The sequence below is a fragment of the Pseudomonas sp. SDO5271_S396 genome (assembly GCF_054071795.1).
The window spans coordinates 23,970-47,923 of record NZ_JBSVWB010000035.1; the positions used below are offsets into that span (position 1 = coordinate 23,970).

At 61.8% G+C, this 23,954-nt stretch carries 23 protein-coding genes; 11 read left to right on the forward strand and 12 right to left on the reverse strand.

The features are described 5' to 3' along the window. Nucleotides 1-41 precede the first annotated feature (41 nt). Nucleotides 42-563 carry an RNA polymerase sigma factor gene (locus ACW9IN_RS21380; protein ID WP_457367686.1) on the reverse strand — a complete coding sequence of 174 codons (522 nt, stop codon included), beginning with the start codon at nt 561-563 and terminating at the stop codon, nt 42-44. Nucleotides 564-779: 216 nt separating this feature from the next. Here ACW9IN_RS21380 and aroQ point away from each other — a divergent pair, with 216 nt between their 5' ends. After that, nucleotides 780-1,220 carry a type II 3-dehydroquinate dehydratase gene (gene aroQ, locus ACW9IN_RS21385; RefSeq protein WP_457367687.1) on the forward strand — a complete coding sequence of 147 codons (441 nt, stop codon included), beginning with the start codon at nt 780-782 and terminating at the stop codon, nt 1,218-1,220. A gap of 5 nt (nt 1,221-1,225) precedes the next feature. Further along, complete coding sequence (locus ACW9IN_RS21390) at nt 1,226-2,074, forward strand: shikimate dehydrogenase (protein WP_457367688.1); 849 nt, start codon at nt 1,226-1,228, stop codon at nt 2,072-2,074. Nucleotides 2,075-2,209: 135 nt separating this feature from the next. Here ACW9IN_RS21390 and ACW9IN_RS21395 read toward each other — a convergent pair whose 3' ends face one another. Further along, nucleotides 2,210-2,851 (reverse strand): TetR/AcrR family transcriptional regulator, encoded by a 642-nt coding sequence (locus tag ACW9IN_RS21395; protein ID WP_457367689.1) that lies wholly within the window; start codon nt 2,849-2,851, stop codon nt 2,210-2,212. 77 nt (nt 2,852-2,928) lie between these two features. Continuing rightward, nucleotides 2,929-4,830, reverse strand: coding sequence for a 3-dehydroshikimate dehydratase QuiC (quiC, locus tag ACW9IN_RS21400; RefSeq protein ID WP_457367690.1), 1,902 nt, complete (start codon nt 4,828-4,830; stop codon nt 2,929-2,931). A gap of 211 nt (nt 4,831-5,041) precedes the next feature. On the opposite strand from quiC, the gene ACW9IN_RS21405 reads away from it, so the two are divergent. Beyond that, a complete protein-coding gene (locus ACW9IN_RS21405; protein ID WP_457367691.1) occupies nt 5,042-6,376 on the forward strand; it encodes an MFS transporter in 1,335 nt (444 codons plus the stop codon). A 1-nt stretch (nt 6,377) separates the two neighbouring features. Here the strand turns inward: ACW9IN_RS21405 and ACW9IN_RS21410 are convergent, their stop codons facing one another. Next, nucleotides 6,378-7,256, reverse strand: a complete 879-nt coding sequence (locus ACW9IN_RS21410; protein WP_457367692.1) for a DMT family transporter — start codon at nt 7,254-7,256, stop codon at nt 6,378-6,380. Between the two features lie 183 nt (nt 7,257-7,439). Here ACW9IN_RS21410 and ACW9IN_RS21415 point away from each other — a divergent pair, with 183 nt between their 5' ends. From ACW9IN_RS21415 to ACW9IN_RS21425, 3 genes are all read left to right on the forward strand, one after another. Then, nucleotides 7,440-7,853, forward strand: a complete 414-nt coding sequence (locus ACW9IN_RS21415; RefSeq protein ID WP_457367693.1) for a hypothetical protein — start codon at nt 7,440-7,442, stop codon at nt 7,851-7,853. A 170-nt stretch (nt 7,854-8,023) separates the two neighbouring features. Then, nucleotides 8,024-8,905 (forward strand): KPN_02809 family neutral zinc metallopeptidase, encoded by an 882-nt coding sequence (ypfJ, locus tag ACW9IN_RS21420; protein WP_457367694.1) that lies wholly within the window; start codon nt 8,024-8,026, stop codon nt 8,903-8,905. Further along, entirely contained in the window at nt 8,906-9,892 is a 987-nt protein-coding gene (locus tag ACW9IN_RS21425; RefSeq protein ID WP_457367695.1) for an alpha/beta hydrolase, read from the forward strand. A gap of 148 nt (nt 9,893-10,040) precedes the next feature. Here the strand turns inward: ACW9IN_RS21425 and ACW9IN_RS21430 are convergent, their stop codons facing one another. Genes ACW9IN_RS21430 through ACW9IN_RS21440 form a run of 3 tightly spaced genes read right to left on the reverse strand, consistent with a single transcriptional unit; the run spans nt 10,041 to nt 12,102 of the window. Next, complete coding sequence (locus ACW9IN_RS21430; RefSeq protein WP_457367696.1) at nt 10,041-10,628, reverse strand: HAD family hydrolase; 588 nt, start codon at nt 10,626-10,628, stop codon at nt 10,041-10,043. Next, nucleotides 10,625-11,494: an acyl-CoA thioesterase II gene (tesB, locus tag ACW9IN_RS21435; RefSeq protein WP_457367697.1), complete on the reverse strand. Its 870-nt coding sequence runs from the start codon at nt 11,492-11,494 to the stop codon at nt 10,625-10,627. Before tesB ends, ACW9IN_RS21430 begins: the two co-directional genes overlap by 4 nt. A gap of 38 nt (nt 11,495-11,532) precedes the next feature. Further along, entirely contained in the window at nt 11,533-12,102 is a 570-nt protein-coding gene (locus ACW9IN_RS21440) for a GNAT family N-acetyltransferase (RefSeq protein WP_457367698.1), read from the reverse strand. Between the two features lie 76 nt (nt 12,103-12,178). Here ACW9IN_RS21440 and ACW9IN_RS21445 point away from each other — a divergent pair, with 76 nt between their 5' ends. The 3 genes from ACW9IN_RS21445 (at nt 12,179) to ACW9IN_RS21455 (ending at nt 18,104) form a co-directional block, all read left to right on the forward strand. Further along, a complete protein-coding gene (locus tag ACW9IN_RS21445) occupies nt 12,179-13,099 on the forward strand; it encodes a histone deacetylase family protein (RefSeq protein ID WP_457367699.1) in 921 nt (306 codons plus the stop codon). 229 nt (nt 13,100-13,328) lie between these two features. Beyond that, complete coding sequence (locus tag ACW9IN_RS21450) at nt 13,329-16,688, forward strand: type III effector HrpK domain-containing protein (protein WP_457367700.1); 3,360 nt, start codon at nt 13,329-13,331, stop codon at nt 16,686-16,688. Nucleotides 16,689-16,850: 162 nt separating this feature from the next. After that, the gene (locus ACW9IN_RS21455; protein ID WP_457367701.1) at nt 16,851-18,104 is read left to right on the forward strand and encodes a TIGR03862 family flavoprotein; all 1,254 of its coding nucleotides are present in this window, start codon (nt 16,851-16,853) and stop codon (nt 18,102-18,104) included. Between the two features lie 22 nt (nt 18,105-18,126). On the opposite strand, the gene ACW9IN_RS21460 is transcribed toward ACW9IN_RS21455, so the two are convergent. The 3 genes from ACW9IN_RS21460 to yedA all read right to left on the reverse strand — a co-directional run bounded on the left by ACW9IN_RS21460 (nt 18,127) and on the right by yedA (nt 21,299). Further along, a complete protein-coding gene (locus ACW9IN_RS21460) occupies nt 18,127-18,702 on the reverse strand; it encodes a hypothetical protein (protein ID WP_457367702.1) in 576 nt (191 codons plus the stop codon). 317 nt (nt 18,703-19,019) lie between these two features. Further along, nucleotides 19,020-20,354 carry a DEAD/DEAH box helicase gene (locus ACW9IN_RS21465; protein ID WP_457367703.1) on the reverse strand — a complete coding sequence of 445 codons (1,335 nt, stop codon included), beginning with the start codon at nt 20,352-20,354 and terminating at the stop codon, nt 19,020-19,022. A 48-nt stretch (nt 20,355-20,402) separates the two neighbouring features. Further along, nucleotides 20,403-21,299: a drug/metabolite exporter YedA gene (yedA, locus tag ACW9IN_RS21470; protein WP_457367704.1), complete on the reverse strand. Its 897-nt coding sequence runs from the start codon at nt 21,297-21,299 to the stop codon at nt 20,403-20,405. A gap of 160 nt (nt 21,300-21,459) precedes the next feature. Between yedA and ACW9IN_RS21475 the strand changes: the two genes are divergently transcribed. Together ACW9IN_RS21475 and ACW9IN_RS21480 are read left to right on the forward strand one after the other, a co-directional pair. Then, nucleotides 21,460-21,915, forward strand: a complete 456-nt coding sequence (locus ACW9IN_RS21475) for an Lrp/AsnC family transcriptional regulator (protein WP_457367705.1) — start codon at nt 21,460-21,462, stop codon at nt 21,913-21,915. Beyond that, nucleotides 21,905-22,597 (forward strand): cyclase family protein, encoded by a 693-nt coding sequence (locus ACW9IN_RS21480; protein WP_457367706.1) that lies wholly within the window; start codon nt 21,905-21,907, stop codon nt 22,595-22,597. The genes ACW9IN_RS21475 and ACW9IN_RS21480 overlap by 11 nt, the downstream gene beginning before the upstream one ends. A gap of 155 nt (nt 22,598-22,752) precedes the next feature. Here ACW9IN_RS21480 and ACW9IN_RS21485 read toward each other — a convergent pair whose 3' ends face one another. After that, nucleotides 22,753-23,364, reverse strand: a complete 612-nt coding sequence (locus ACW9IN_RS21485) for a 3'-5' exonuclease (RefSeq protein ID WP_457367707.1) — start codon at nt 23,362-23,364, stop codon at nt 22,753-22,755. Between the two features lie 24 nt (nt 23,365-23,388). Next, a complete protein-coding gene (locus ACW9IN_RS21490; RefSeq protein ID WP_457367708.1) occupies nt 23,389-23,865 on the reverse strand; it encodes a LabA-like NYN domain-containing protein in 477 nt (158 codons plus the stop codon). Nucleotides 23,866-23,954 lie beyond the last annotated feature (89 nt).

Consider the following 23,954-nt stretch of genomic DNA (forward strand, 5'->3'; position numbering starts at 1 on the left):
TATGTAACGCTGTGACGTCTGAGGTGGCGCATTTCGGTAACTCATTCGTCGGGAGGCGCCACTTCGCCGTCCTGCAAGCGCTGCATCACATAGGCCAGGGCCTTGGCCAGGTGCTTTTGCACGGAGCTGTCGGAGATGTCCAGGTGCCGGGCAACCTGGGCGTGGGTCATACCTTCCATGCGGTTCAGACGGAAGATCTGCTGGGTGCGTTCCGGCAACTCCGCCAGTGCCTGCTTCAATGCCTGTCGCTGTTGCTGCGCCATTGCCTGAGCCTCCAACCCGGCCACTTCATCTTCAATCTCGGCCAGCGCCTCATGGGGCACGGAATCTGTCTTGCGCCGTGCTTCCTGGCGAATATGGTCGATCAGAAGATTGCTCGCCGTTCGATAGAGATAGCCCTGGGAGTTGTCGATGCGCTCACCGGCCGGCTTTTCGGCCAGGCGCAGGAAACTCTCCTGCACCAGGTCTGCGGCCAACTGCGGGTCCCGCACCTTGCGCGCCAGATACCCGCGCAGGGTATCGGCATGCTTGAGAAACAGGCCTTTGAGATCCACGTCCGACAAACCGACTCCCTGGAATGTTTAGGAAACAGGCGGGCATCTTAAGCGTTGTCGAGAATGATTTTCAATTGATATCTAATCTGATTCGTCCGTGGGAAAGCTCTGATTGAGCGTTCGGTAATCGAACAGATCCCGCTCGGAAACCTGTGGATCAATTGACCAAACTAACCATTCAGTACATTTTACTTCCACAACCAACAATAACTGTGGACACCCCCTATGCCGCCGATCGTGCTGGTACTCAACGGCCCCAACCTCAACCTGCTCGGCACCCGCGAGCCCACCACCTACGGTCATGAAACCCTGGCCGACATCGCCGCCCTGTGTGGTCGCAGCGCCGAGCAACTTGGGCTGAAGATCGAATTTCGCCAGACCAACCACGAAGGCGAACTGCTCGACTGGATCCACGGTGCCCGCGCCCGTTGCGCCGGTATCGTGATCAACCCGGCGGCCTGGACCCACACCTCGGTGGCGATTCGCGACGCGCTGGTGGCCAGTGAAGTGCCGGTGATCGAAGTGCACCTGTCCAACGTGCATGCGCGCGAGGCGTTTCGTCATCATTCCTTTGTGTCGCCCATTGCCAAGGCGGTGCTGGCCGGCTTCGGCAGCCACGGTTACCACCTGGCCCTGAGCCATTTCAGCCAGTTGCTGAAGGCATGAGCCCGATGAAGCCACGCATTCTCGCCGGCCTGATCGGTGCCGGCATCCAGGCCTCACGTACCCCGGCCCTGCATGAACAGGAAGGCGATGCCCAGGGCCTGCGCTACCTGTATCGCCTGATCGACCTGGAACCGCTGCGCCTGGAGGTCAACGCCCTGCCCGACCTGCTGGACGCCGCCGAGCTGATGCACTTCACCGGACTGAACATTACCTACCCGTGCAAGCAAGCGATCCTGCCCCTGCTCGATGAACTGTCTGACGAAGCCCGGGGCATCGGCGCGGTCAACACCGTGGTGTTCAAAGGCGGCAAGCGCATTGGCCACAACACCGATTGCCTGGGTTTTGCCGAAGGGTTCCGTCGCCATCTGAATGACGTTGCGCGCCGGAATGTCGTGCAGATGGGCGCGGGTGGTGCGGGTGCGGCGGTGGCCCATGCACTGCTGGCGGAGGGCGTGGAGCACTTGAGTCTTTTCGACGTGGACAGCACCCGCGCCCACGACCTTGTGGATAACCTGGCCAAGCGTTTTGGTACCGGGCGCGCCCAGGTCGGCCATCACCTTGAACACGCCATGGCCGAAGCCGACGGCCTGGTCAATACCACCCCGATGGGCATGGCCAAGCTGCCCGGCACCCCCGTGTCGGCTACGCTGTTGCGGCCAGCGTTATGGGTGGCGGAAATCGTGTATTTCCCACTGGAAACCGAACTGCTGCGCGACGCCCGCGCCCTGGGTTGCCGCACGCTGGATGGCGGCAACATGGCGGTGTTCCAGGCGGTGAAAGCGTTTGAATTGTTCAGTGGCGAGGTGCCGGATGCCGACAGGATGCTTGCGCATTTTCAGAGCATAAATACCTAGGAATGTGAACCCAATTAAAAATGTGGGAGCTGGCTTGCCTGCGATAGCGATCTGTCAGTCACATCATCGTTGACTGAGACACCGCAATCGCAGGCAAGCCAGCTCCCACATTGAGTGTATTTCAAGCCGAGATTTTCAGGCCTGCAAGTAACGCATCACCGACTCGCAGATCATGTCGCGATGGCGCTGCTTGACCACCTCATCCGACAACTCGATCTGAAAAATCTCACTGAACGTGTGGCGGTTGGAGACCCGGTAAAAGCTGAACGAGTTGATCAGCAAATGCACGTCCAACGGTTCCAGCCCCTCGCGGAACACACCCAGCTCGGCGCCCCGGCGCAACGTCGCGCCCAGCGCTTCGAGGATGTTGCTGTTCATCGCCTTGATCGCATCAGAGCGCTTCACGTACTCGGCATTGTGGATATTTTCGATGCTGACGATGCGCACGAAATCCACGTTCTGGTCGTGGTGATCGAAGGTGAATTCCACCAGCCGGCGGATCGCCTCGCGGGGCTCCAGCGCGGTGAGGTTCATGCGTGTTTCGGTGTTGCGGATATCTCCGTAGAGTTTTTCCAGCACCTCGACGTACAACTGCTCCTTGCTGCCGAAGTAGTAATAGATCATGCGCTTGGACGTGTGGATGCGCTCGGCGATGGCATCCACCCGGGCGCCGGACAGGCCCTGCTGGACAAACTCGACAATGGCTTCCTGGAGTATGTTTTCGCGGGTCTTTTCCGGATTGTTCTTACGACTCTTGCGGGGTGCCTCGGAGGTCATGGTGCGCTCACGGCCAGTGTTGTGCAGGCGGTGATTATGGGCCGCGGCGCCCGCCGAAGGAAGCACCTGGCCAGTCGTTACAACCGCGCCTGGCGTGCCGCGCCACTGCGGGACTTGGCCATCGCCGCCAGGCGCACCGCCACGTTGGCCGCCCCGTAGCCCGCATAGCCGTTCTTGCGCTGGAGGATCTCGAAGAAAAACCGTCCTTCGAAGGCCTCGGTGTACACATGAAACAGCTCACCACCCTGGGCGTCACGGTCGTACAGCACGTTGTAGTACGCCAACTCGCTGAGGAATTCGTCGTCGAAATCGAAGCGCGCCGCCAGGTCGTCGTAATAGTTGAGCGGGATATCCAGCAGCGGTACCCCCACCTCCTTGGCCCGGCGCACCTCGGCGAAAATATCCCCGCAATCGAAGGCAATATGGTGCACGCCCGAACCGCGATAGCTGGATAACGCGTGGGAAATGGCGGTGTTGCGGTTCTCGGAGATGTTCAGCGGCAGTCGAATGGAACTGCACCGGCTGCGCAACGCGCGGCTTTTCACCAGGCCGTAAGGGTCGGGCAACACCACTTCGTCATCCGCTTCGAAATCCAGCAGGCTCTTGTAGAACAGCACCCAGCTGTCGAGGCTGTCCGCCGGCAAGGCCATGGCCATATGGTCGATGCGCAACAATCCACCGCCGGACGATGCTGCCGGTTGCAGGTTGAAATCCGTGTCGTACAGCCCGCTTTCACCGGGGTCCACCAGGTAGATCAGGCTGCCGTCCGGCGCACGCACCGCCGCCAGTTCCAACTCGTTCGGCCCGACCAGCCCGCGATACGGTTGGCCCTTGTAAGCCACCGCACGCTCCAGCGCCTTGGCACTGTCCTTGACCCGCAGCGCGGTGGCGCACAGCGACGGCCCATGGGCTTCGAAAAAGTTGTGGGCAAAGGAATAGGGTTCGCAATTGAGGATCAGGTTGATATCACCCTGGCGCAGCAGACTCACACTCTTGGAGCGGTGCTGCCCGGCCTTGACGAACCCCAGGCGCTCCAGCCAGTGAGTCAGCTTGGCGCCGAGGCTTTCGTCCACGGCAAACTCCAGGAACTCGATACCGTCATAGGCGCTGGCCGCCGGGGTATCAAACAGCATCTCGAGCGGTTGCGCTGGCGCGTTCTGCTGCAAGCGCTCGCGGGTTTTCTCTTCCAGGTACAGCAACGAGCGCAAGCCATCCGCTGCATTCGCGCGGGTCGGCGCGGCGCGGAAACCATCGTTGAAAATTTCCAGGGACAACGGCCCGGTATAGCCACTCTGGAGGATCGGCGCGAGAAACCCCGCCAGGTCGAATTCGCCCTGCCCCGGGAAGCAACGGAAATGCCGGCTCCACTCCAGCACGTCCATGGCCAGGATCGGTGCGTCGGCCATTTGCACAAAGAAGATCTTGTCACCGGGAATCTCGGCGATGGCGCTGGGGTCGCCCTTGAGCGACAAGGTATGAAAACTGTCCAGCAACACGCCAAGGCTGGGATGGTCCACCTGACGCACCAGGTTCCACACCTGCTGCCAGGTGTTCACATGCTTGCCCCAGGCCAGCGCCTCATAACCGATCCGCATGCCACGCCGCCCGGCGCGCTCGGCCAACAGGCTCAAGTCATCCAGCAGAATGCGCTCATCGCCCACGCAATCGGCCGACGCATTGCTGCACACCAGCACCAGGTCGGTGCCCAGTTCCTGCATCAAGTCGAACTTGCGTTCGGCGCGTTCCAGGTTGCGGGCCAGGCGGTCGCGGCGGCAGCCTTCGAAGTCGCGAAACGGCTGGAACAAGGTAATGGCGATGCCCAGGTCAGCGCACATTTGCCTAACTTCCCTTGGGCTGCCGTCGTAATACAACAGGTCGTTTTCGAAGATCTCGACGCCGTCGAATCCGGCGGCGGCGATGGCTTCGAGTTTTTCCGGCAGGGTGCCGCTCAAGGAAACGGTGGCAATGGAACGTTGCATGGGCGACTCCCGGCAATAGTTGTTTGCGGCAAATTATTGGCCCCTTGCCTACCCGCAGCAATTAAAATGTACGAACCGGTTAGTTTTTGGTGCGATTATCGAACACTATGCCCCTTTGGCGAATTGACGATTTTTTAACCGCTACGCACCATCGACGCAGCAACAAGACCCAGAACACACCATAAAAATTTCAAAAAACGGGTACGACCTCATGCCTCTGCAAAACTCCGTCCTGGCCGCACGCCCGGGCAACCCGCACGCCGGCATCGGCGACAAGATCCGCGGCGCCCTGGCCGTGGGCAAAACCCGCTGGGGCATGCTGGCCCTGGTGTTTTTCGCCACCACCCTGAACTACATCGACCGCGCCGCCCTGGGCGTGATGCAACCGATCCTGGCCAAGGAAATGAGCTGGACGGCCATGGACTACGCCAACATCAATTTCTGGTTCCAGGTGGGCTACGCGATTGGCTTTGTGCTGCAAGGCCGCTTGATCGACCGCATCGGCGTGAAACGCGTGTTCTTCTGCGCGGTGCTGTTGTGGAGCCTGGCCACCGGCGCCCACGGCCTGGCCACGTCGGCGGTCGGCTTTATGGTCTGCCGTTTCATTCTCGGGCTGACCGAGGCGGCCAACTACCCGGCCTGCGTGAAGACCACTCGCCTGTGGTTCCCCGCCGGAGAGCGCGCAGTGGCCACCGGCATCTTCAACGCCGGTACCAACGTCGGCGCGATGATGACGCCGATGCTGCTGCCGCTGATCCTCCACGTGTGGGGCTGGCAGGCGGCGTTTCTGTGCATGTCGGCACTCGGCGGCATCTGGTTGCTGTTCTGGGGTCTGAAGTACTTCAACCCGGAAGACCATCCCCACGTCAAACCGTCAGAGCTGGCCTACGTGCAGCAACAGGCCGAGCCGGAACAACCCCGCGTGCCATTCAGCCGTATCCTGCGCATGCGCGGCACCTGGGCCTTCGCCCTCGCCTATTCGATGACCGCGCCGGTGTTCTGGTTCTACCTGTACTGGCTGCCGCCGTTCCTGAACCAGCAATACAACCTGGGCATCAACGTGACGCAGATGGGCATCCCGCTGATCATCATCTACCTGACCGCCGACTTCGGCAGCATCGGCGGGGGCATTCTGTCGTCGTTCCTGATCGGTCGCGGCATGAACCCGATCAAGGCCCGGCTGCTGTCGATGCTGCTGTTCGCCTGCTGCATCGTCGGCGTGATCATGGCCGCCGGCTCCAGCCAGCTGTGGGTCGCGGTGTTCGCCATCTCCCTGGCCATCGGTGCGCACCAGGCCTGGACCGCCAACATCTGGAGCCTGGTGATGGACTACACGCCCAAGCACATGATGAGCACCGTGTTCGGTTTCGGCGGGATGTGCGCGGCCATCGGCGGCATGTTCATGACCCAACTCGTCGGCCACATTCTCACGGTGACGAACAACAACTACACCGTGCTGTTCACCCTGATTCCGGCGATGTACTTCATTGCGCTGACCTGGATGTATTTCATGGCGCCGCGCAAGATTCCTACCGTCGAGGTCTGAGTCAACGCCGCCGCTGCTGCCACGCAGCGGCGAGCCCGCTCATGCAGATCACCCCGATGCCGACCACCGTGGTCACGTCGGGGGTATGGGCAAATACCAACCAGCCCAGCAACCCCGCGAACACAATCTGGCAATAGCCGAACGGTGCCAGCAACGCCGGTGCCGCAAAGCGGAACGCCTGGGTCAGCAGCAGGTGCGCGGTCATCCCGCAGGTGCCCAGCGCCAGCATCATCACCGCGTGCCACAGGCTCGGCACTTGCCAGAAGAACGGCACCAGCGCACTCATCACCAGGGTATTGCACAGGCCGGCGAAAAAGTTGCTGGTGGTGGGGGTGTCGTATTGGCTGAGGATACGCGTGAGCAGTTGGTAGAAGCAGAAAAACAGCGCCGAACACAGCGGCAGCAGCACCGCCGGGGTGAAGAGCTCACCGCCGGGATGGATGATCACCAGCACGCCGATGAAACCACAGATCACCGCCAGCCATTGGCCACGGGTGACACGCTCGCCCAGCAGCGGTACGGAAAGGGCGGTGACGAGGATCGGTGCCAGGAAGTTCACCGCAGTGGCTTCCGCCAGGGGGATGTAATGCAGCGCCGAGGTGAAAAACAGGCTGGTGCCCAACAGGCACAACGCCCTGATCACCTGAAGCAGCGGGCGCTTGCTGCGCAGCACGCGCAAACCCGATTGCGGCAGGAAGATGCCGGCCATCAACAAGGTATGCACCAGGTACCGCGCCCACACCACCATCACGATCGGATAGAACCCGGCCAGGTACTTGGAAAGTGCGTCGTGGCTGGAGAACAGAAACGTCGCCACCACAATCAGCACAATGCCTTTGAAGGGGTGGTTGACGCCGGAAAGCGGGGTACTGAGGGTCATTGAATTCTCTTGCGTGGCGGCTGAACGCGGGGGCACTCAACCCGGTAATCTAGCAGCCGGGCATGCGTCTGCCCCAAGAGCATAACCAAACACCGTGCGAACAGCGCACTAAATCGCGGGATGCCAGTCCAACGCAGCACCCTGAAACCCAAGTTGCACACTTTCAACCAAGGCCTATCCGTCATGAAAAAAGCCCTTCTCCTGCTTCCTGCCCTTGCCCTGCTCGCCGCCTGCAACCAGGAACAAGCCCCCGCCAAGCCTGCACCGGCTTCCGTACAAGCGACACTGGTCCCGCAAACCCCGCCCACCGACCAATGGGTTGGCCGCTGGATCGGCGTCGAAGGCCTCAACCTGACCATCGCCAAGGACGACGCCGTTGGCCGTGGCCACTACCTCCTGACCATGCAATACGGCCTCGACGCCGATGACTCAGGCACCTTCAAGGGTGAAGCCGCCGAAGACGGCATCGCCTTCACCCGCCCCGACGGCCCACAGCTGATGCGTGCCGGCGACGGCGAAGCCACCGGCCTCAAATGGCTGGCCGGTAAAAAAGACTGCCTGGTCGTGAACGCCGGCGAAGGCTATTGCCGCGACTGACCTGGCAAAACTGACACAAGTTTCATCTGGCGCCCCTGCCGGCCTGCCCCGGGAGCGGCGATACTAAGCCGCGATCGATCCTGTCGGACAGCCGGGCTGGCGCCATTCCCGCGCAGCAACAACACTGCACTCAACACAGTGGTTTGACGGTTTATCGAGAGGATTGCCCCATGTTATGGAGAAAAGGCCGACGCAGCGACAACGTGGTGGACGCCCGCGATGGCGGCGGCGGCGGCGGCATGCGCTTCGGCGGCGGCAAAGGCCTGAGCCTGACGGCCATCGTGCTGATCGTCGGCATTGGCTGGCTGACCGGCCAGGACCCGTTGCAGATCCTTGGCCAGTTGACCGGCCAGATGGAACAGGCGCCATCGGTGAGTACGCCGTCGCGCCAGGCGCCACCGGCCAACGATGAACAAGCCGATTTCGTGCGGGCGGTACTGGGCGACACCGAAGACACCTGGGCGCAGGTGTTCCAGGAAAACGGGCTGGCGTACAAGAACCCGAAGCTGATTCTGTTCCGCGGCCGGGTCAATTCCGCCTGCGGGGGCGCCACTTCGGCCAGCGGCCCGTTCTATTGCCCGGCTGACCAACAGGTGTACCTGGACCTGGATTTCTTCCGGGAAATGTCGCAACGCTTCAAGGCCGCCGGCGACTTCGCCCAGGCCTACGTGATTGCCCACGAGGTAGGGCATCACGTGCAGACGCTGCTGGGCATCTCGGCGAAGATCCAGGCCGCGCGCCAACAGGGCCGGCCGATGCAGGGCGACGGTGGGCTGCTGGTGCGCCAGGAGCTGCAAGCCGACTGTTTTGCCGGCGTGTGGGCCAACCGGGCACAGAAACGCCTGAACTGGCTGGAGCCCGGCGATGTTGAAGAAGCACTGAACGCGGCCAACGCCATTGGCGATGACCGCTTGCAACAACAGGGTCAGGGCCGCGTAGTCCCCGACTCGTTTACCCACGGCACCTCGGCACAGCGGGTTCGCTGGTTCAAGACCGGCTTTGCCCAGGGCCAGATAACTCAATGCGACACTTTTTCAGCCAAGAGTCTTTAAATGAATAAACGATCGGGATTGCTGCTGGGCTTGTTGATCACCTGTTCCTCCCTCACCTGGGCCGCCGGAGCAGACCACGGCGTCAAGGTGATCAGTCCCGATCGTTTTCACCTGGATGCCGGCGACCTCAGCCTGGGCTTGAGCCAGGACTGGCGCCAGCCCCTGCCCAACGTCACCCGCGCGCTGATCATCGTGCATGGTCGCCTGCGCAATGCGCAAACCTATCTGCAAAGCGGCGAAGACGCCGCCGAACATGCGGGCCAGGCCAGCAACACCCTGGTCATCGCACCGCAGTTTCTCAATGAGTCGGACGTGAAGCGCAACCACTTGGACAACCAGGTCCTGCGCTGGCATGGCAATGACTGGATGGCCGGCGAGCCGTCGCTCGGCCCGGGCCAGGTCAGTTCCTACGGCGCCCTCGACCAGATCATCAAGCACCTGGGCAATCGCAAGCTGTTCCCGGGCCTGAAAGAAATCGTGGTCGCCGGCCATTCCGGCGGCGGCCAGGTGGTGCAGCGCTTTGCCCTGACCGGCCACGACCACCCGACCCTGCAAACCGAAGGCATTCGCCTGCGCTACGTGGTGGCGAACCCATCGTCCTACGCCTACTTCACGCCCCAGCGCCCGGTGAAGTTCGACGTGGCGAGCTGCCCGGGCTTCAACGACTGGAAATACGGCATGCAGAACCTGCCGGCCTACGCCAAAGGCCAGAGTGCCGAGCAGCTTGAACAGACTTACGTCGCGCGCAACATCACCTACCTGCTGGGCCAGCAAGACACCGACCCGAACCACCCGGCGCTGGACAAGAACTGCGGTGCCGAAGCCCAGGGCGCGTACCGCCTGATTCGCGGACACAACTACTTCGACTACCTCAAGCAGCGCCATCCACAGTTGAGCCACACCCTGGTGGAAGTGCCGGGCGTGGGGCATAACGGGGATGGGATGTTCACATCGCCTGAAGGCGAGAAAGTGTTGTTTACCCAGTAACACCTGAAGAAACCGGATCAAAAATGTGGGAGCTGGCTTGCCTGCGATGCAGGCACCGCGGTCTATCACTCCTACCAAGGTGATGCCATCGCGGGCAAGCCCGGCTCCCACACAAGCCGCGTACCACCGTTGATTTTTGGTGCCTGGGCTAGATCATCCGGCGCAAGGCGGCGCAATCTTCGGCATGCCAATCCACCAACGCCGGCCACGGGTTCTCCGGCAGGTTGACCAACACCGTCCGCGCCCCCGCCGCCCGCCCGCAATCCAGGTCGAAGCGGTAATCCCCCACCATCACCATCTCGCTCGGCGCCACGTCCCACGCCGCGGCCAGCTTCAGCAAACCACCGGGGTCCGGCTTGGGCGGTGCATCGTCACGTCCCAGCACGTCCTCGATGGCAAAGCAGTCGGCCAGGCCAATCGCTTCGAGGGTGATGTGCGCCAGCTCCCGCGCATTGCGAGTCAGGATGCCCAGGCGATAACCACGCCCCGCCAGTTCGCGCACCAGCGCCACGGCACCGGTCGCAGCGACCGAACCGAGGGCCAGCTCCCGCTCGTGTTCCAGCAACCAGGCATGCTTGGCCGCCGCGATTTCCGCCGGCAGCGCCGCCAGGTGCGTGAGGATGTCGTCTTCGGGCGGGATCTCCAGCGCCACGCGAATGGCCGCAAAGTCATGCACGGCCACCGTGAGGGTGCCGTCCATGTCGAACACCCAGTGCTTGATATCCGACAGGCTCATGCCCAGTCCTTGCGATGGCGAATCAAGCCTTCCTGGGTCACCGAGGCCACCAACTGGCCGGCGCGGTTGTACACGCTGCCCCGGGAAAACCCACGGGAATTACCGGCCCACGGGCTGTCCATGGCATAGAGCAACCAGTCATCGGCACGCAGGTCGGCGTGGAACCACAGCGCGTGGTCGAGACTGGCGACCTGCATGTCTTTCTGCCACACGGTCTTGCCATGGGGCAGCAACGAAGTCGTCAGCAGGCCGAAATCCGAGGCATAGGCCAGCAGGTATTTGTGCAGCGCCGGCGCATCGGCCAGGGCGCCGTCGGCCCGGAACCACACATACTTGACCGGATCGGACGGCTGCGGGTTGTACGGGTCCTTTTCGGTGACCGGGCGCACTTCGATCGGCTTGGGGCACAGCAGTTTGTCACGCATGTGCTCGGGGATCAGGTGCGCACGCTGCTGGGTCAATTCCAGCTCCGACGGCAGGTTTTCCGGTCCGACCACCACGGGCATGGTGGTCTGGTGCTCGAAGCCTTGTTCGTCGTACTGGAACGACGCACTGCAGGTGAAGATCGGATGGCCCTTCTGGATCGCCGTGACACGGCGCGTGCTGAAACTGCCGCCATCACGTACACGGTCCACCGAATACACCACCGGCAACGCCGCATCGCCAGGGCGCAAGAAATAACCGTGCAGCGAATGCACGTGCCGCGCTTCTTCTACGGTCTGGCTGGCCGCCGACAGCGACTGGCCGAGGACCTGGCCGCCGAACAGTTGACGAAAACCCAGGTCCTGGCTGCGGCCACGAAAAAGGTTTTCCTCAATCGGCTCCAGGGTCAGCAAGTCCACCAGATCTTCCAATACTTGGCTCATAGAGCAACTCCTACAAACGTTGGTGCATTCCGGGCTGCCTATCCGTGCAGCGTGTCCAACCATTGGGCGCGGGTGATGCGATACAAAACATGATGGCGCAGCGGGTCATCGGCCGCGACCTTGGGGTGTTCGAAATCTGCCTGGGGATCGTAATGCATACCGATGGCCTGCATGACTTTTTGTGATGGCAAATTGGCTTCAGTGGTGAAAGCGACGATTTCCTCCAGTTGCACGCGGTCGAAACCACAGCGCACCGCGGTCCACGCCGCCTCGCTGGCATACCCCAGCCCCCAGTGTTCACGGGCCAGGCGCCAGCCGATCTCCACCGCCGGGGTGAAGGCGCCTTCAAAGCTGACATTCTGCAGCCCGGTCAGGCCGATGAACTCGCCGGTGTCCTTGCGCTGCAAGGCCCACAGGCCAAAGCCGTACTCGGCGAAATGCCCGCGAATCCGGCCAATCAGCGCGGCACTTTCCAGATGGCTCAACCTGGCCGGGAAATACCGCATCACCTGCGGGTCGGCGCACATGCGCGCAAAGTCCGGCAGGTCGCTGTCGCGCCATTGGCGCAGCACCAGGCGTGCGCTTTCCAACTCCAGTATCGGCTCCATGGGTCCCCCTCCCTTGCCATGTGCGTGAGTGTACAACGCGGGTAAGATGCGTCGCAGATTCTCGTCAGAAAATGCCATGCCTTTGCCATTGATTTACCACGATGACTACAGCCCCGAGTTCCCGGCGGACCACCGGTTCCCCATGGACAAGTTTCGCCTGCTGCGCGACCACCTGGTGGCCAGCGGGCTGACCGAGGACCGCCAACTGCTGCGCCCGCAACTGTGCCCTCCGGATGTCCTGGCCCTGGCCCATGACCCCGCCTATATCGAACGCTACATGGGCGGCGAACTGTCCCGCGAAGACCAGCGCCGCCTCGGCCTGCCGTGGAACGAAGCCCTGGCCCGGCGTACCGTGCGCGCGGTCGGCGGTTCGATACTCGCCGCCGAACAGGCCCTGGAACACGGCCTGGCCTGCCACCTGGCGGGCGGTACTCATCATGCCCATTACGATTACCCGGCAGGTTTCTGCATCTTCAATGACCTGGCGGTGATCAGCCATTACCTGCTGGCCAGCGGCCGGGTCAACCGCGTGCTGATCTTCGACTGCGACGTGCACCAGGGCGACGGCACCGCGCGCATCCTGCACGACACCCCGGAAGCGATCACCGTATCGCTGCACTGCGAAAAGAACTTCCCGGCGCGCAAGGCCCAGAGCGACTGGGACATCCCGCTGCCCATGGGCATGGGTGACGCCGACTACCTCAAGGTGGTGGACGATGCGCTCAACTACCTGCTGCCGCTGTATCAACCCGACCTGGTGCTGTACGACGCCGGCGTCGATGTGCATAAAGATGATGCCCTCGGCTACCTCAAGCTGACCGACGCCGGCGTGGCCGCCCGCGATGAAAGCGTGATGCGCCACTGCCTGGGCCGTGACATCCCGGTGATGGGCGTGATCGGAGGCGGTTACAGCAAGGACCGCCCGGCCCTGGCCCGGCGCCACGGCATCCTGCACCACAGCGCCCAGCGGGTGTGGACGTCATCAGGTTGTCACTGAACTGTGGGCGTTACCCACAATGCCTGTGGAACGGCCTGTGGATAACTTGAGCGTAAGGGGCTGAAAGCGAATAGCCACATGGCCTGTGTGAAACTGTACATTTTCTGATCAGACACTTTTGCACAGCCGTGAAACGTTGTGGAAGATCCGGCCTGCGCAGGTTTTGCAACAAAACTGCCGCAACCCGTCGTCACCCTGAAAGCCTCCTCCGCCTTCAGAGTATTCAGCGATGGCAACGTACAAGATCGGCAGTAGCTCGACACCCGGCAATGACGACGCCTTGAAAAAGGTCGCGGCCACCTTCGACGTGGCGATGTCCCGTGCCCTTTCCGGCTTCAAGGAAGCCGCCCACCCCGGCAATTTCAAGGTGCTGGCCAGCAACGACAAACCGTTTTTCACCGACGGCACCGGTGTCACCGACAACACCAAGGACAAGAAGATTGCCGACGTCAAAGCCAGCGGTGACCAGGTAGCGATCAGCCACCTCAACGACCCGAACCTGGCCGACATCAGCAACACCGGCATTCCCCTGGCCAACATCGCCAGTGTCACCAAGCTTTCCGACAACGTCCTGGAGCTGAAAACCCGCGACGGCAGGGACATCATCATCATCAAACAGATGACCCCGTACCTGTTCGACGGCATGGCCGGCAAGGCCGACGCCGTGGACGCGTTGAACAAGAGCAAGGCCGACGGCTACCGCATCGCCCAGGCCGGTGACACCGCGCCGGGCCTGGAGACCTACAAAGGCATCGGCCCGGCCGATGAAGTGGGCCCGGGCATGATTCGCTATGAAACCGTGTCGGGCGACAAAGTCGTCGTCAGTAAGGAAACCAACAGCGACCTGTACGAAAAAGTGAAGTCCGACGGTGAAACCTGGGGCCTGATCAACGACAGCAAAAATGAAGGCTATCGCCTGGCCAGCGCCAACGAAGCCGGCGGCGTGAGCCAGGTGGGCACACCGGAAGAACTTGGCCACGGCCTGATCCGCTACGAAACCGCGTCCGGCGACAAGATCATCGTCTCCCAGGCCATCAGCCCCGACCTGTATGCCTCGGTGGTCAAGGAATCCGACGGCATTTTCGGCGTGAACGGCGCGGTGGACACCAACTGGATCGACAACTCCAAATACTCCAGCGCCAAGGACTGGGACAAGATCGTCGGCAACACCAGCGGCACGCCCACCCAGGAAGAACGCGACCTCGACCGCCCGCGCGCGGCCTCGAAAATGCTCAGCGACAACTGGGACAAGTGGGGCCTGCACGACCGCCCGATCGACTTCTCCAACCCGCCCACCGACCTGCCGCCCGAAGCCCAGGCCTGCCTCAAATACCTGGCCGGCAGCCCGAGCCTGATGAACGCCCTGGACAGTGGCGGCCTGGGCAAGAGCGATGGGGTGATCACCCACGCCGATGTGGACAAGTTCATCAGCCAGTCGAACAAGGATCTGTCGGCCGCGTCGAAGTCCTACGGCACCTTCCTCAGCAAGAACCCCGGCGCCAGCGGCCTGGCCAAGGAAAACGCCAAGTCCGCCGCCATCGTCATGGCCAATATTTCCCTGGTGAGCAGCGCCGGCCCGGAAATGCAGGGGCCCAACCAGCGCGCCAACAACGGCAGCCTCAACACCACCAACCTCAAGGCGATCAAGGATGACACGGGCCTGAGCCCCGAATTGACCGGCGCCGCCGGCTACTGGTCGACGCCCGGCATGATGCGCACCCTCGACATGGCGGGCGACCTGCCCGCCACCGCCAAGGCCGACGGCATCACCCAACAGAAAAACCTCGGCGCCTGGCTGGAAAACCAGGCACCCAAGGACGACCACGGCGTGCTGATGATGCTCAGCAACGCCTCGGTGCGCAGCTCGGTGGCCGATGTCGACACCTCCAAGCTGACCAAGGATGTGCTCGAACACCCGGAAAACTACGACGGCAAGACCAAAGCCGCCGTGATGATGGAAATCAGCGACGCCCGCGCCCGCATGGCCGCCAGCGACAAGGTCGGCGACGGCGACCTGTACGCGGGGATCACCGCCGACAGCGAATACCACCTCAACCCGACCAAATCCAAAGTCACCGACCAGTTGGATGCGGCCATCGGCCAACTGTCCAGCGATCCGGACGTGAAAACATTCCTGGCGCAGAACCAGGCCTCGGGCATGCGCGATATCGTCGCCAGCGACCCGGCGATCAAGCGCGAGCTGCAAGCCTACCAGGACAGCCAGATCAACAGCGGCAACGTGATCAACACCGCACTGGCCACCAAGGACAGCAACGGCAACCCGCTGTCGATGATGGACGCCCTGAGCCTGGCCGGCACCGACGCCACCCTCACCGACCTGGCCCTGGGCGGCGACGGGCATGTGGACTTGAGCGCCGTGGCCGACAAGTCCGGCAAGTCCGGCGACATCGAGCAGTACTTCAAGGACCACATTCTCAATGGCAAGGACTTGCAGGACGCCCTCGCCCAGCCGAACGCCGACCCAATGACAGCCATCGGCCAGTACGCCGCCCACGCGGAATTGCTCAAGGAGTTCCTGGGCGACAAGGTTTCGGCCCAGGACTCCTCGACGGTGCAGCAATACGTCAACCAGGCGGTGTCCGACAGCCTGGTCAACGGCGCCAATGACGACGTGCTCAAGGGCGCGTTCGGCGACAGCAACGGCAACTTCGACGAGGCCAAGACCAAGGCCATCATCGACAAGGCCATGGCCGATGACCCGGACATGTTCAAGGATGCCAGCGGTGCGCAGATCAAACCGCAGGACGTGATCTCGCTGATCCGTTCGATGTGGGACGTGAACCGTCAGGGCGAGAAGATCAGCGACGTGCTGCCCAAGGCAGTGGACGGGCTCAAGCTCAACGTCAGCGACTCCTACAAGCAAGGCCTGCTGCATATCGGCAGTGCCCTGCTGGCCGGTGGCGTATTGGCGGCGCGCTCGGCCACTGGCGGCAACAGCGCGTCGGATAACGCCGGGCGTGTCGCGGCGGGCATGCAGTTCGCCGGTCTGATCACCGAAGGCGGCACCAAGTACGCCAAGGAAGCCGGCTACGGCATGGCCTGGAAACCCACGCCGATCGACCCGAGCAAACCCCAGGGCATCGGCGATTTCCCCACCGGCAAAATGGTGCAGAACACCGACGGCATCAACAAACTCGGCAACCTGGGCAAAATCGTCGGGGGTACAGGCAGCTTCATCGGCGGCGTGTTCGGCCTGATCAGCGGGGTCAACAGCGCGTTCTCCGGTGACAAGCTCAACGCCGGCTTCTCTCTCACCAGCGGAGCCCTCGGTACCGGCGCGGCGGTGGCATCGATCATCGAAGGTGGCGCGGGGTTGTTCGGTATCGCCGATGCTGCGGCCATCGCCGGGACTTTCGCCGGTGTGCTGGGCTGGGCGGCAGCGGGCGTGGGCATCGTCACCGCCTTTGTGTTCCCGATCATCGAAGTGGTGAAGCGGGAAAAACAACAGGACGCGTTCTTCGGCAACCTGGTGCCAACCCTGGACAAATACGGCCTCACCGGCGGCCCGATCACCGACGCCGACCGCGCCGACGAATACCCGCCCTACACCAACACCGGGTTTGCGTGATTCCATCTATGGCAACCATGCTTCTGTAGTGAGCGGGCTTGTCCCGCGCTGGGGCGCGGGCGGTGCGATGCTTCGACAAGCCCGCTCACCACAAAAACGCCCCCTGCATAACCACCACAATTGCTTACAATGGGCGCCCTTTTCTTTTGCCCAGGCCCGCCGATGCCCGCCACTCCCCCTTCCCGCGTTGCCATTATCGGCGGTGGCCCTGCCGGGCTGATGGCTGCCGAAGTCTTGAGCCTGGCGGGCGTGCGGGTGGACCTGTACGACGGCATGCCCTCGGTGGGACGCAAGTTCCTGCTGGCGGGCGTGGGCGGAATGAACATCACCCACTCCGAAGCCTACCCGGCGTTCCTTTCGCGTTACGCCGAACGCGCACCGCACATGGCGCCACTACTACGGGCGTTTGGCGCCGACGCCTTGTGCGAATGGATCCATGGGTTGGGCATCGAAACCTTTGTCGGCACCTCCGGCCGTGTATTTCCCACGGATATGAAAGCCGCGCCCCTGCTGCGCGCCTGGCTCAAGCGCCTGCGCGATCAGGGTGTGGTTATCCACACCCGGCATCGCTGGGTGGGCTGGACGGTCGAAGGCGATTTACTTATCCACAGCCCCGACGGCGAAAAAACAGTCCACAGCGATGCCGTGCTGCTGGCCCTTGGCGGCGGCAGTTGGTCACGCCTGGGCTCCGACGGCGCCTGGCTCAAGCTGCTGGAAGAGAAAGGCGTTCCCTTCGCGGCGCTGCAACCGAGCAATTGTGGCTTCGAGGTGTCGGCCTGGAGCGACCTGATGATCAGCAAATTCGCTGGCGCGCCGTTGAAAAACGTCGCCATCGGCCTGGGCGATGACAAACCGCGCCTCGGTGAATGCGTGGTCACGGCCACCGGTATTGAGGGCAGCCTGATCTACGCGCTGTCGGCGCCGATCCGCGAAGCGATCAACCGTGACGGCGCGGCCACCGTGCATATCGACCTGCTGCCGAGCAAAGCACTGGACAAGGTACAGGCCGCGCTGGGCAAACCTCGTGGCTCACGCTCGATGAGCAAGCATTTGCACAGTCAGTTAGGGCTGGACGGCGTCAAAGCCGCGTTACTGCGAGAGCTGGCACCGGCTGAACACTTCAACCACCCCGCGCAGTTGGCGGTGGATATCAAGGCACTGCCGCTGACACTGGTGAAAACCCGGCCCATGGACGAGGCGATCAGCACCGCCGGCGGCGTGCCGTTCGAGGCGCTGGATGAGCGCCTGATGCTCAAGCAGCTGCCGGGGGTGTTTTGTGCAGGGGAGATGCTGGACTGGGAAGCACCGACGGGCGGGTATTTGCTGACGGGGTGTTTTGCCAGTGGACGGATGGCGGGGCTCGGAATTCTGAAATGGTTGACCCCGCGCATCTTGGATGATCACTTGGGCCGGTAGCCATCGACCGGGCGAAATGACTTCAACTTTGGCATAATTTGTAACTCGAACCTCCAAATGGAGGTTTGCCCTCATCAAACGTTGACATTTCTTTCTTCAGAAACGCATCGTCGTCCGGTAAGACAACTTTCAACTTGTCGATGTAGAGTTTGTGTTCCATACAAAGGGACTTAGAGTTGTTTTGCATGGCTTCAAAACTTCTGACCGTCATACGAGCATCCAAAGGGTTGAGTTTTTCAAGGCTCGCCCATTTTTTCTTGAATTCGTGCGTAATCTCTATTGCCTTCTCTTGGCTCTCAAAGATCATGTTTTGCAGTGATTTATTCAACTGCGCCATCGCATCAGGCGTCAAGTTGTAGTTTTCCTTATAAAGTGAAATCAACTCTCGAAACGACTTGATCGCTGGCGCGTACTCACCTTTCGCCGAATGCTCATGAATCTTGGCATTCAAATCGCTCACCCGAGACTCCAGCTCTTCCCGAGCCTTCTTTTCTTCCGCCGCGTTGTTTTTCCTAACTTCCCGCCCGGCAATCGATCCACCAATAATCCCCAATCCGGCCAAAACGACCGGAATAAAAGGAAACAATAAAGCTGCCATATCCACCTCTCCAATTCAAAATAAACTTCAGAAGTCAGTTATTTGACTTGGTTTTCAGTGGCTATTGAAAGCCTTCAGTTCCCAATATTGGCAGCGGCATCAGTAACCGATTAATTCGTGGAAAACTCGCAGGCGTCATCAGGAAAGGCGTTTCGTCTTCGATTGTAAGGGGGCTTCAGAGTTGGCATTTTTTTGCGAGTTCATAATCGCCTTCGCGGGCAAGCCCGCTCCCACATTTGACTGCATTCCAATGTTGGAACTCGGTCAGAAGTGGGAGCTGGCTTGCCTGCGAAGAGGTTATCAGCAGCCCCGCAAAATCACTTCTTCTTGCGCGGCCCGGTATTGAACACCGGCACCTTGCGCACCGGTTTGATCGACGGCTCAGCCGGCGCCACTTCACCGCTGTCCACCCACTTGCCCAGGTTGCGCTTGCCGCCACCACCCGACGCCTTGGGCTTTTTCGGTTTCTTCGGTTTTTTCACCACCTGGCCGCTGGCATCGGTCTCGGGCACGCGGTGCTCCGGTTCGAAGTCGGGTTCCATCTTGCGGGTCAGGGTCTGACGGGTCAGCACCTCAATGGCCGACAACATGTTCACCTCATCGGCGCACACCAGGGAGATCGCCTCGCCCGTGTTGCCTGCGCGACCGGTACGGCCAATCCGGTGGATGTAATCTTCGGCCACGATCGGCAGGTCAAAGTTGACCACCAACGGCAGGTCTTCGATATCCAGGCCACGGGCCGCCACATCGGTGGCCACCAGGATCTGCACGTCGCTGGCCTTGAAACGATCCAGTGCGCGTTGCCGCGTGGCTTGTGGCTTGTCGCCATGAATGCCGTCGGCGTTTACGCCCAAGCCCTGCAACTTGTCCACCAGCGCGTCCACACCATTGCGGGTCTTGGCGAACACCAGCACCTGCTTCCAGTGGCCCTTGCGCATCAAGTGCACAAACAGCTCCGGCTTGCGCTTCTTGTCCACCGGCACGATCCACTGCTTGACCGTGTTGGCGGCCACGTTGCGCGGGCTGACCTCGATGCTCAGCGGGTCGTTGAGCATCTGCCCGGCCAACAGGCGAATGTCATCGGAAAAGGTCGCGGAGAACAGCAGGGTCTGGCGCTTTTTCGGCAGCATGCGGTAGATGTTCGCCAACTCTTCGGAGAAGCCCAGGTCGAGCATGCGGTCGGCTTCGTCCAGCACCAGGGTTTGCAGCTGGTTGAGTTTCAGCGCGTTCTGGCGGAACAGGTCGATCAGTCGACCCGGGGTGGCGACCAGAATGTCGACACCCTTGCGCAGCTTCATCATCTGCGGGTTGATGCTCACGCCGCCGTATACCGCGTAGGTGGTCAGCGGCAGATTTTGCGCGTACTCGGCGACACTGGCGTGCACCTGCTCGGCCAGTTCGCGAGTAGGGCACAGGATCAGCGCGCGCGCCGAGTTGGCGGCGACTTTCGGCCCTTCCATCGTCAGCCGTTGCAACAATGGCACGGCGAAACCGGCAGTCTTACCGGTACCGGTCTGGGCGGCGGCCATCAGGTCGCGACCGGCCAGTACCGCCGGAATGGCTTGCGCCTGCACCGGCGTCGGGGTCTGGTAGCCAAGCGTCTCAAGGGCGCGCAGCAAGGGTTCGATCAGGCCAAGGGTGGCGAAAGTCATGTGTTTACCGTAGGAAAAATTCAGCGCAAGGTCGCAATGCGCGGCAGTTTACCTTATTTCCGGCTTGGGCTTGCGCCACTGGGGCAGACCGATCAGCACCACCGCGCTGATGATCACCAGCATGGCCAGGGCCTCTTCCATGCCAATGGTCTCACCCACGAATACGATCCCCAGCAACACGGCCACCGCCGGGTTCACGTAGGCATAGCTGGTCGCCGCCGCCGGGCGCACATGCTTGAGCAAGTACATGTAGGCATTGAACGCGATGATCGAGCCGAACACCGCCAAATACGCCAGCGCCAGCCAGCCCTCGATCGGCGGCACGGCGTGCAGGCGTTCGCCCGTCAGCGCGCTGCCCACCAACAACAAGACCCCGGCGATGATCATCTCCGCAGCACTGGCCATCGCGCCCGCCGGCAACGGCAAATGCTTGCTCCACACCGAACCGAAGGCCCAGGAAGCGGCTGCGAACAGGAGCAACATGGCACCGGTCGGGCTCGATTGCAGGTTGGAACCCATGTTGAGCATGGCGATCCCGATGATGCCCAGCACCACCCCGGCCCATTCCAGACGCGTATTACGCGCGCCCCAGAAATAGCCGCACAGCAAGGTGAACAGCGGCACCGTCGCCACCGCCAGCGCGGCCACGCCGGAAGCAACCCCCGTGTGCTCGGCCACCGTCACCGCGCCATTGCCGAAAGTCAGCAGCAGAACGCCGATCTTGCCGGCAGCCTTCCACTGCGCCCAGGTCGGCGCCGGCGCCCCGCGCCAGCGCAAGAAGCCATACATCGCCAAGCCGGCCAGCACGAAACGAATCCCGCCGAGCATCAGCGGCGGCCAGTACTCCACCCCGATGCGGATCACCAGGTAGGTAGACCCCCAGATCACATACAGCGCAAAAAAAGCGGCGATCAGCGGCAAGGGAAAGCGACGTGGGCCTGGCATTGGGTGGCTCTAAAGTCAGGAAAGGGAGGCTTATTCTAGAAAGGCCACCGCTTAAAAATAAGTTACAAAACCTGTTTAAAGCGCCCATACACTTTTCAAAGCATGGTTTCGAAGGCTATAAACCGTGCTTTCGAAAGCCACGCGCAACCGGAGCCTTATCATGGACAAATACGACCGCATGCTCCTCAGCGCCCTGCTCGAAGATGGCCGCGCTTCCTACGCGCAACTGGCGCGCACGGTAAACCTCTCTGCCCCCGCCGTGGCCGAGCGCGTGGCCAAGCTGGAGGCCAGCGGTGTGATCACCGGCTACCAGGCCAAAGTGGACCTGTCCAAAGTGGGCTTACCGATTCAGTGTGTGATTGAGCTGCGCCTGACCAACCATGGCAACCAGAAGGTATACGACGCACTGGCGGAAATCCCTGAACTGACCGAATGCCATCGGGTGACCGGTGACCCGTGCGTGATCATGCAGGCTGCGGTGGGCTCGATGCCGGAGCTGGAGAACCTGATCAACCGGGTGGCGAAGTTCGGGTTCAGCAAGACCTCGATCATCTTGTCGAGTGCGATAGAGCGGCGGGTGCCGCTGGGGCAACTGGAGGGGAAAAATGGTGGCTGACTACAGCAAGGTCGTGAGCCTCAGCCACCCGATCACGCCACGTATCCCGCTGTGGCCGGGGGACCCACCGGTGCAATTCGCAGACGTTGCCTCATTGGAAAAGGACGGCTATTTCCTGCGGCGTTTCAGCATGGGCGAACACAGCGCCACCCACATGAATGCGCCGAACAGTTTCTATGCCGATGGAATGGGGATTGATGGCTACGCGCCGCAAGACCTGGTGCGGCACGCAGTGGTGATTGATGTGCGCGCCCGTTGCACGGCGGACTACGAAATCAGCGCGCAAGACATTCAAGACTGGGAGCGCCAGCACGGCATCATCGAACCGGGCTGTGTGGTGCTGATGTACACCGGCTGGCAGCACCTGTGGAATGACCCGGCTGCGTTTTTCGGGCACGACGCCCACGGCTCTCATTTTCCCGGGATTGGCGAGGCCGCGATTGTGTTTTTGCTTTCACAACGACAGGTCGCCGGGGTGGGCATCGACACCCATGGGGTCGATCCGGGGCAAAGCACCACCTTCGCGACGAACCATGCGGTGCTGGCGGGGAACGGGATCGTGTTGGAGTGCCTGACGAACCTTGATCGGTTGCCGGCCAAGGGCGCGACGGTAGTAATCGGCGTTTTGGCGCTGGAAGGCGGGTCGGGGTCACCGATTTCGGTCATGGCGTTTATCCCTTGAGTGCGTTGCCGCTCGGGCTGACGCCATCGCGGGCAAGCCCGGCTCCCACAGAAGATTGCATTCAGGCTTGGCAACTCGGTCAACTGTGGGAGCTGGCTCGCTCCCACACAAGCCCCACATTTTGGATCTTCGGTGTGCTTGAGGTTGTGGTGGGTTCAGACCCCGCGATGTCTCTTCAGGTGCTCAGTGATCTTCGCCGCCGGCACTTTCTGCAAGCTGCACAGCAGGTCGTGGGACAGTTCGCGCAAGCCATGGGTACCGCGCAGTTCCTGGGCCAGGTGTGCCGTGAGGTTGGCCGCCATCTCCGCATCCGCCATCGCGCGGTGGGCCTTGCCGGTGTGGGGCAGTTGGGCGAATGTGGTCAGGGTGCCGAGTTTGTGGTTCGGCGCCGCCGGCATCAAACGGCGGGCCAACAGCAGGGAACAGGCGAACTTTTGCAGGCGGGTACGGCGGATCAGGCCCAGTTCGTAATCCCAGAACTTCTGGTCGAATGCGGCGTTATGCGCCAGCAACGGCGTGGTGCCGACGAACTCGTTGACTTCGTTCATCACCCGCTCGGCCGGTGGCGCGCTGCGCAGCATGGCGTTGCTGATGCCGGTGAGCTGTTCGATAAAACCCGGCACGCGCACGCCGGCGTTCATCAGGCTCTGGTAGCGGTCCACGATCTGGCCACGTTCGAGGATGACCACCGCGATTTCCGTGGCCCGGCAGTGGCTGCTGGGGGTGATGCCGGTGGTTTCAAAGTCGATGACCGCTATACGTTCCAAACCTGTTCCAACTCCGTTAAATATCTATTTAAGCAACAACGCGCCTTCGATGGGCACGTAGCGGCTGGCCGCGCGTATCAATGAATTGGCCGTCAGCCCCGGTACGCCGTAGGCCACGGCATCAATGCCATGCTTGTGGATGACACGTTCGAGCAACATGTCGAAATCACCGTCACCGGAGGCCAGTACGATTTCGTCGACGTGGTCGGCGGCGTCCATGATGTCGAGGGTGATGCCCACGTCCCAGTCACCTTTGGCCGAACCGTCGCTGCGCTGGATGTAGGGTTTGAGTTTTACCGTAAAGCCCAGGTTGCGCAGGATCTGCTGAAACTGCTGCTGCTTGCTGTCGCCCCGGTCGATGGCATACGCGTACGCCTCGACGATCTGCCCGCGCGCACTGATGTCAGCCCACAGCGCGGCGTAGTTGAAGTGGCAGCCATACGCCTGGCGTACGGTGTAATAGAGGTTTTGCACATCGGCGAACACCGCAATTCTTTTCACCGCACTTCCCCATGGCAACCACCAAAACCCCGACTGCGCGGGGTCGCAAAGATGCCAGTATGCCAGCCACGAGGAGGTTTCCGAGAAAA

Bases quoted from the DNA above. Each gene is read 5' to 3' on its own strand.
- aroQ (WP_457367687.1), top strand. From the start codon at position 780: ATGCCGCCGATCGTGCTGGTACTCAACGGCCCCAACCTCAACCTGCTC.
- ACW9IN_RS21390 (WP_457367688.1), top strand. From the start codon at position 1,226: ATGAAGCCACGCATTCTCGCCGGCCTGATCGGTGCCGGCATCCAGGCC.
- ACW9IN_RS21395 (WP_457367689.1), bottom strand. From the start codon at position 2,851: ATGACCTCCGAGGCACCCCGCAAGAGTCGTAAGAACAATCCGGAAAAG.
- quiC (WP_457367690.1), bottom strand. From the start codon at position 4,830: ATGCAACGTTCCATTGCCACCGTTTCCTTGAGCGGCACCCTGCCGGAA.
- ACW9IN_RS21405 (WP_457367691.1), top strand. From the start codon at position 5,042: ATGCCTCTGCAAAACTCCGTCCTGGCCGCACGCCCGGGCAACCCGCAC.
- ACW9IN_RS21410 (WP_457367692.1), bottom strand. From the start codon at position 7,256: ATGACCCTCAGTACCCCGCTTTCCGGCGTCAACCACCCCTTCAAAGGC.
- ACW9IN_RS21415 (WP_457367693.1), top strand. From the start codon at position 7,440: ATGAAAAAAGCCCTTCTCCTGCTTCCTGCCCTTGCCCTGCTCGCCGCC.
- ypfJ (WP_457367694.1), top strand. From the start codon at position 8,024: ATGTTATGGAGAAAAGGCCGACGCAGCGACAACGTGGTGGACGCCCGC.
- ACW9IN_RS21425 (WP_457367695.1), top strand. From the start codon at position 8,906: ATGAATAAACGATCGGGATTGCTGCTGGGCTTGTTGATCACCTGTTCC.
- ACW9IN_RS21430 (WP_457367696.1), bottom strand. From the start codon at position 10,628: ATGAGCCTGTCGGATATCAAGCACTGGGTGTTCGACATGGACGGCACC.
- tesB (WP_457367697.1), bottom strand. From the start codon at position 11,494: ATGAGCCAAGTATTGGAAGATCTGGTGGACTTGCTGACCCTGGAGCCG.
- ACW9IN_RS21440 (WP_457367698.1), bottom strand. From the start codon at position 12,102: ATGGAGCCGATACTGGAGTTGGAAAGCGCACGCCTGGTGCTGCGCCAA.
- ACW9IN_RS21445 (WP_457367699.1), top strand. From the start codon at position 12,179: ATGCCTTTGCCATTGATTTACCACGATGACTACAGCCCCGAGTTCCCG.
- ACW9IN_RS21450 (WP_457367700.1), top strand. From the start codon at position 13,329: ATGGCAACGTACAAGATCGGCAGTAGCTCGACACCCGGCAATGACGAC.
- ACW9IN_RS21455 (WP_457367701.1), top strand. From the start codon at position 16,851: ATGCCCGCCACTCCCCCTTCCCGCGTTGCCATTATCGGCGGTGGCCCT.
- ACW9IN_RS21460 (WP_457367702.1), bottom strand. From the start codon at position 18,702: ATGGCAGCTTTATTGTTTCCTTTTATTCCGGTCGTTTTGGCCGGATTG.
- ACW9IN_RS21465 (WP_457367703.1), bottom strand. From the start codon at position 20,354: ATGACTTTCGCCACCCTTGGCCTGATCGAACCCTTGCTGCGCGCCCTT.
- yedA (WP_457367704.1), bottom strand. From the start codon at position 21,299: ATGCCAGGCCCACGTCGCTTTCCCTTGCCGCTGATCGCCGCTTTTTTT.
- ACW9IN_RS21475 (WP_457367705.1), top strand. From the start codon at position 21,460: ATGGACAAATACGACCGCATGCTCCTCAGCGCCCTGCTCGAAGATGGC.
- ACW9IN_RS21480 (WP_457367706.1), top strand. From the start codon at position 21,905: ATGGTGGCTGACTACAGCAAGGTCGTGAGCCTCAGCCACCCGATCACG.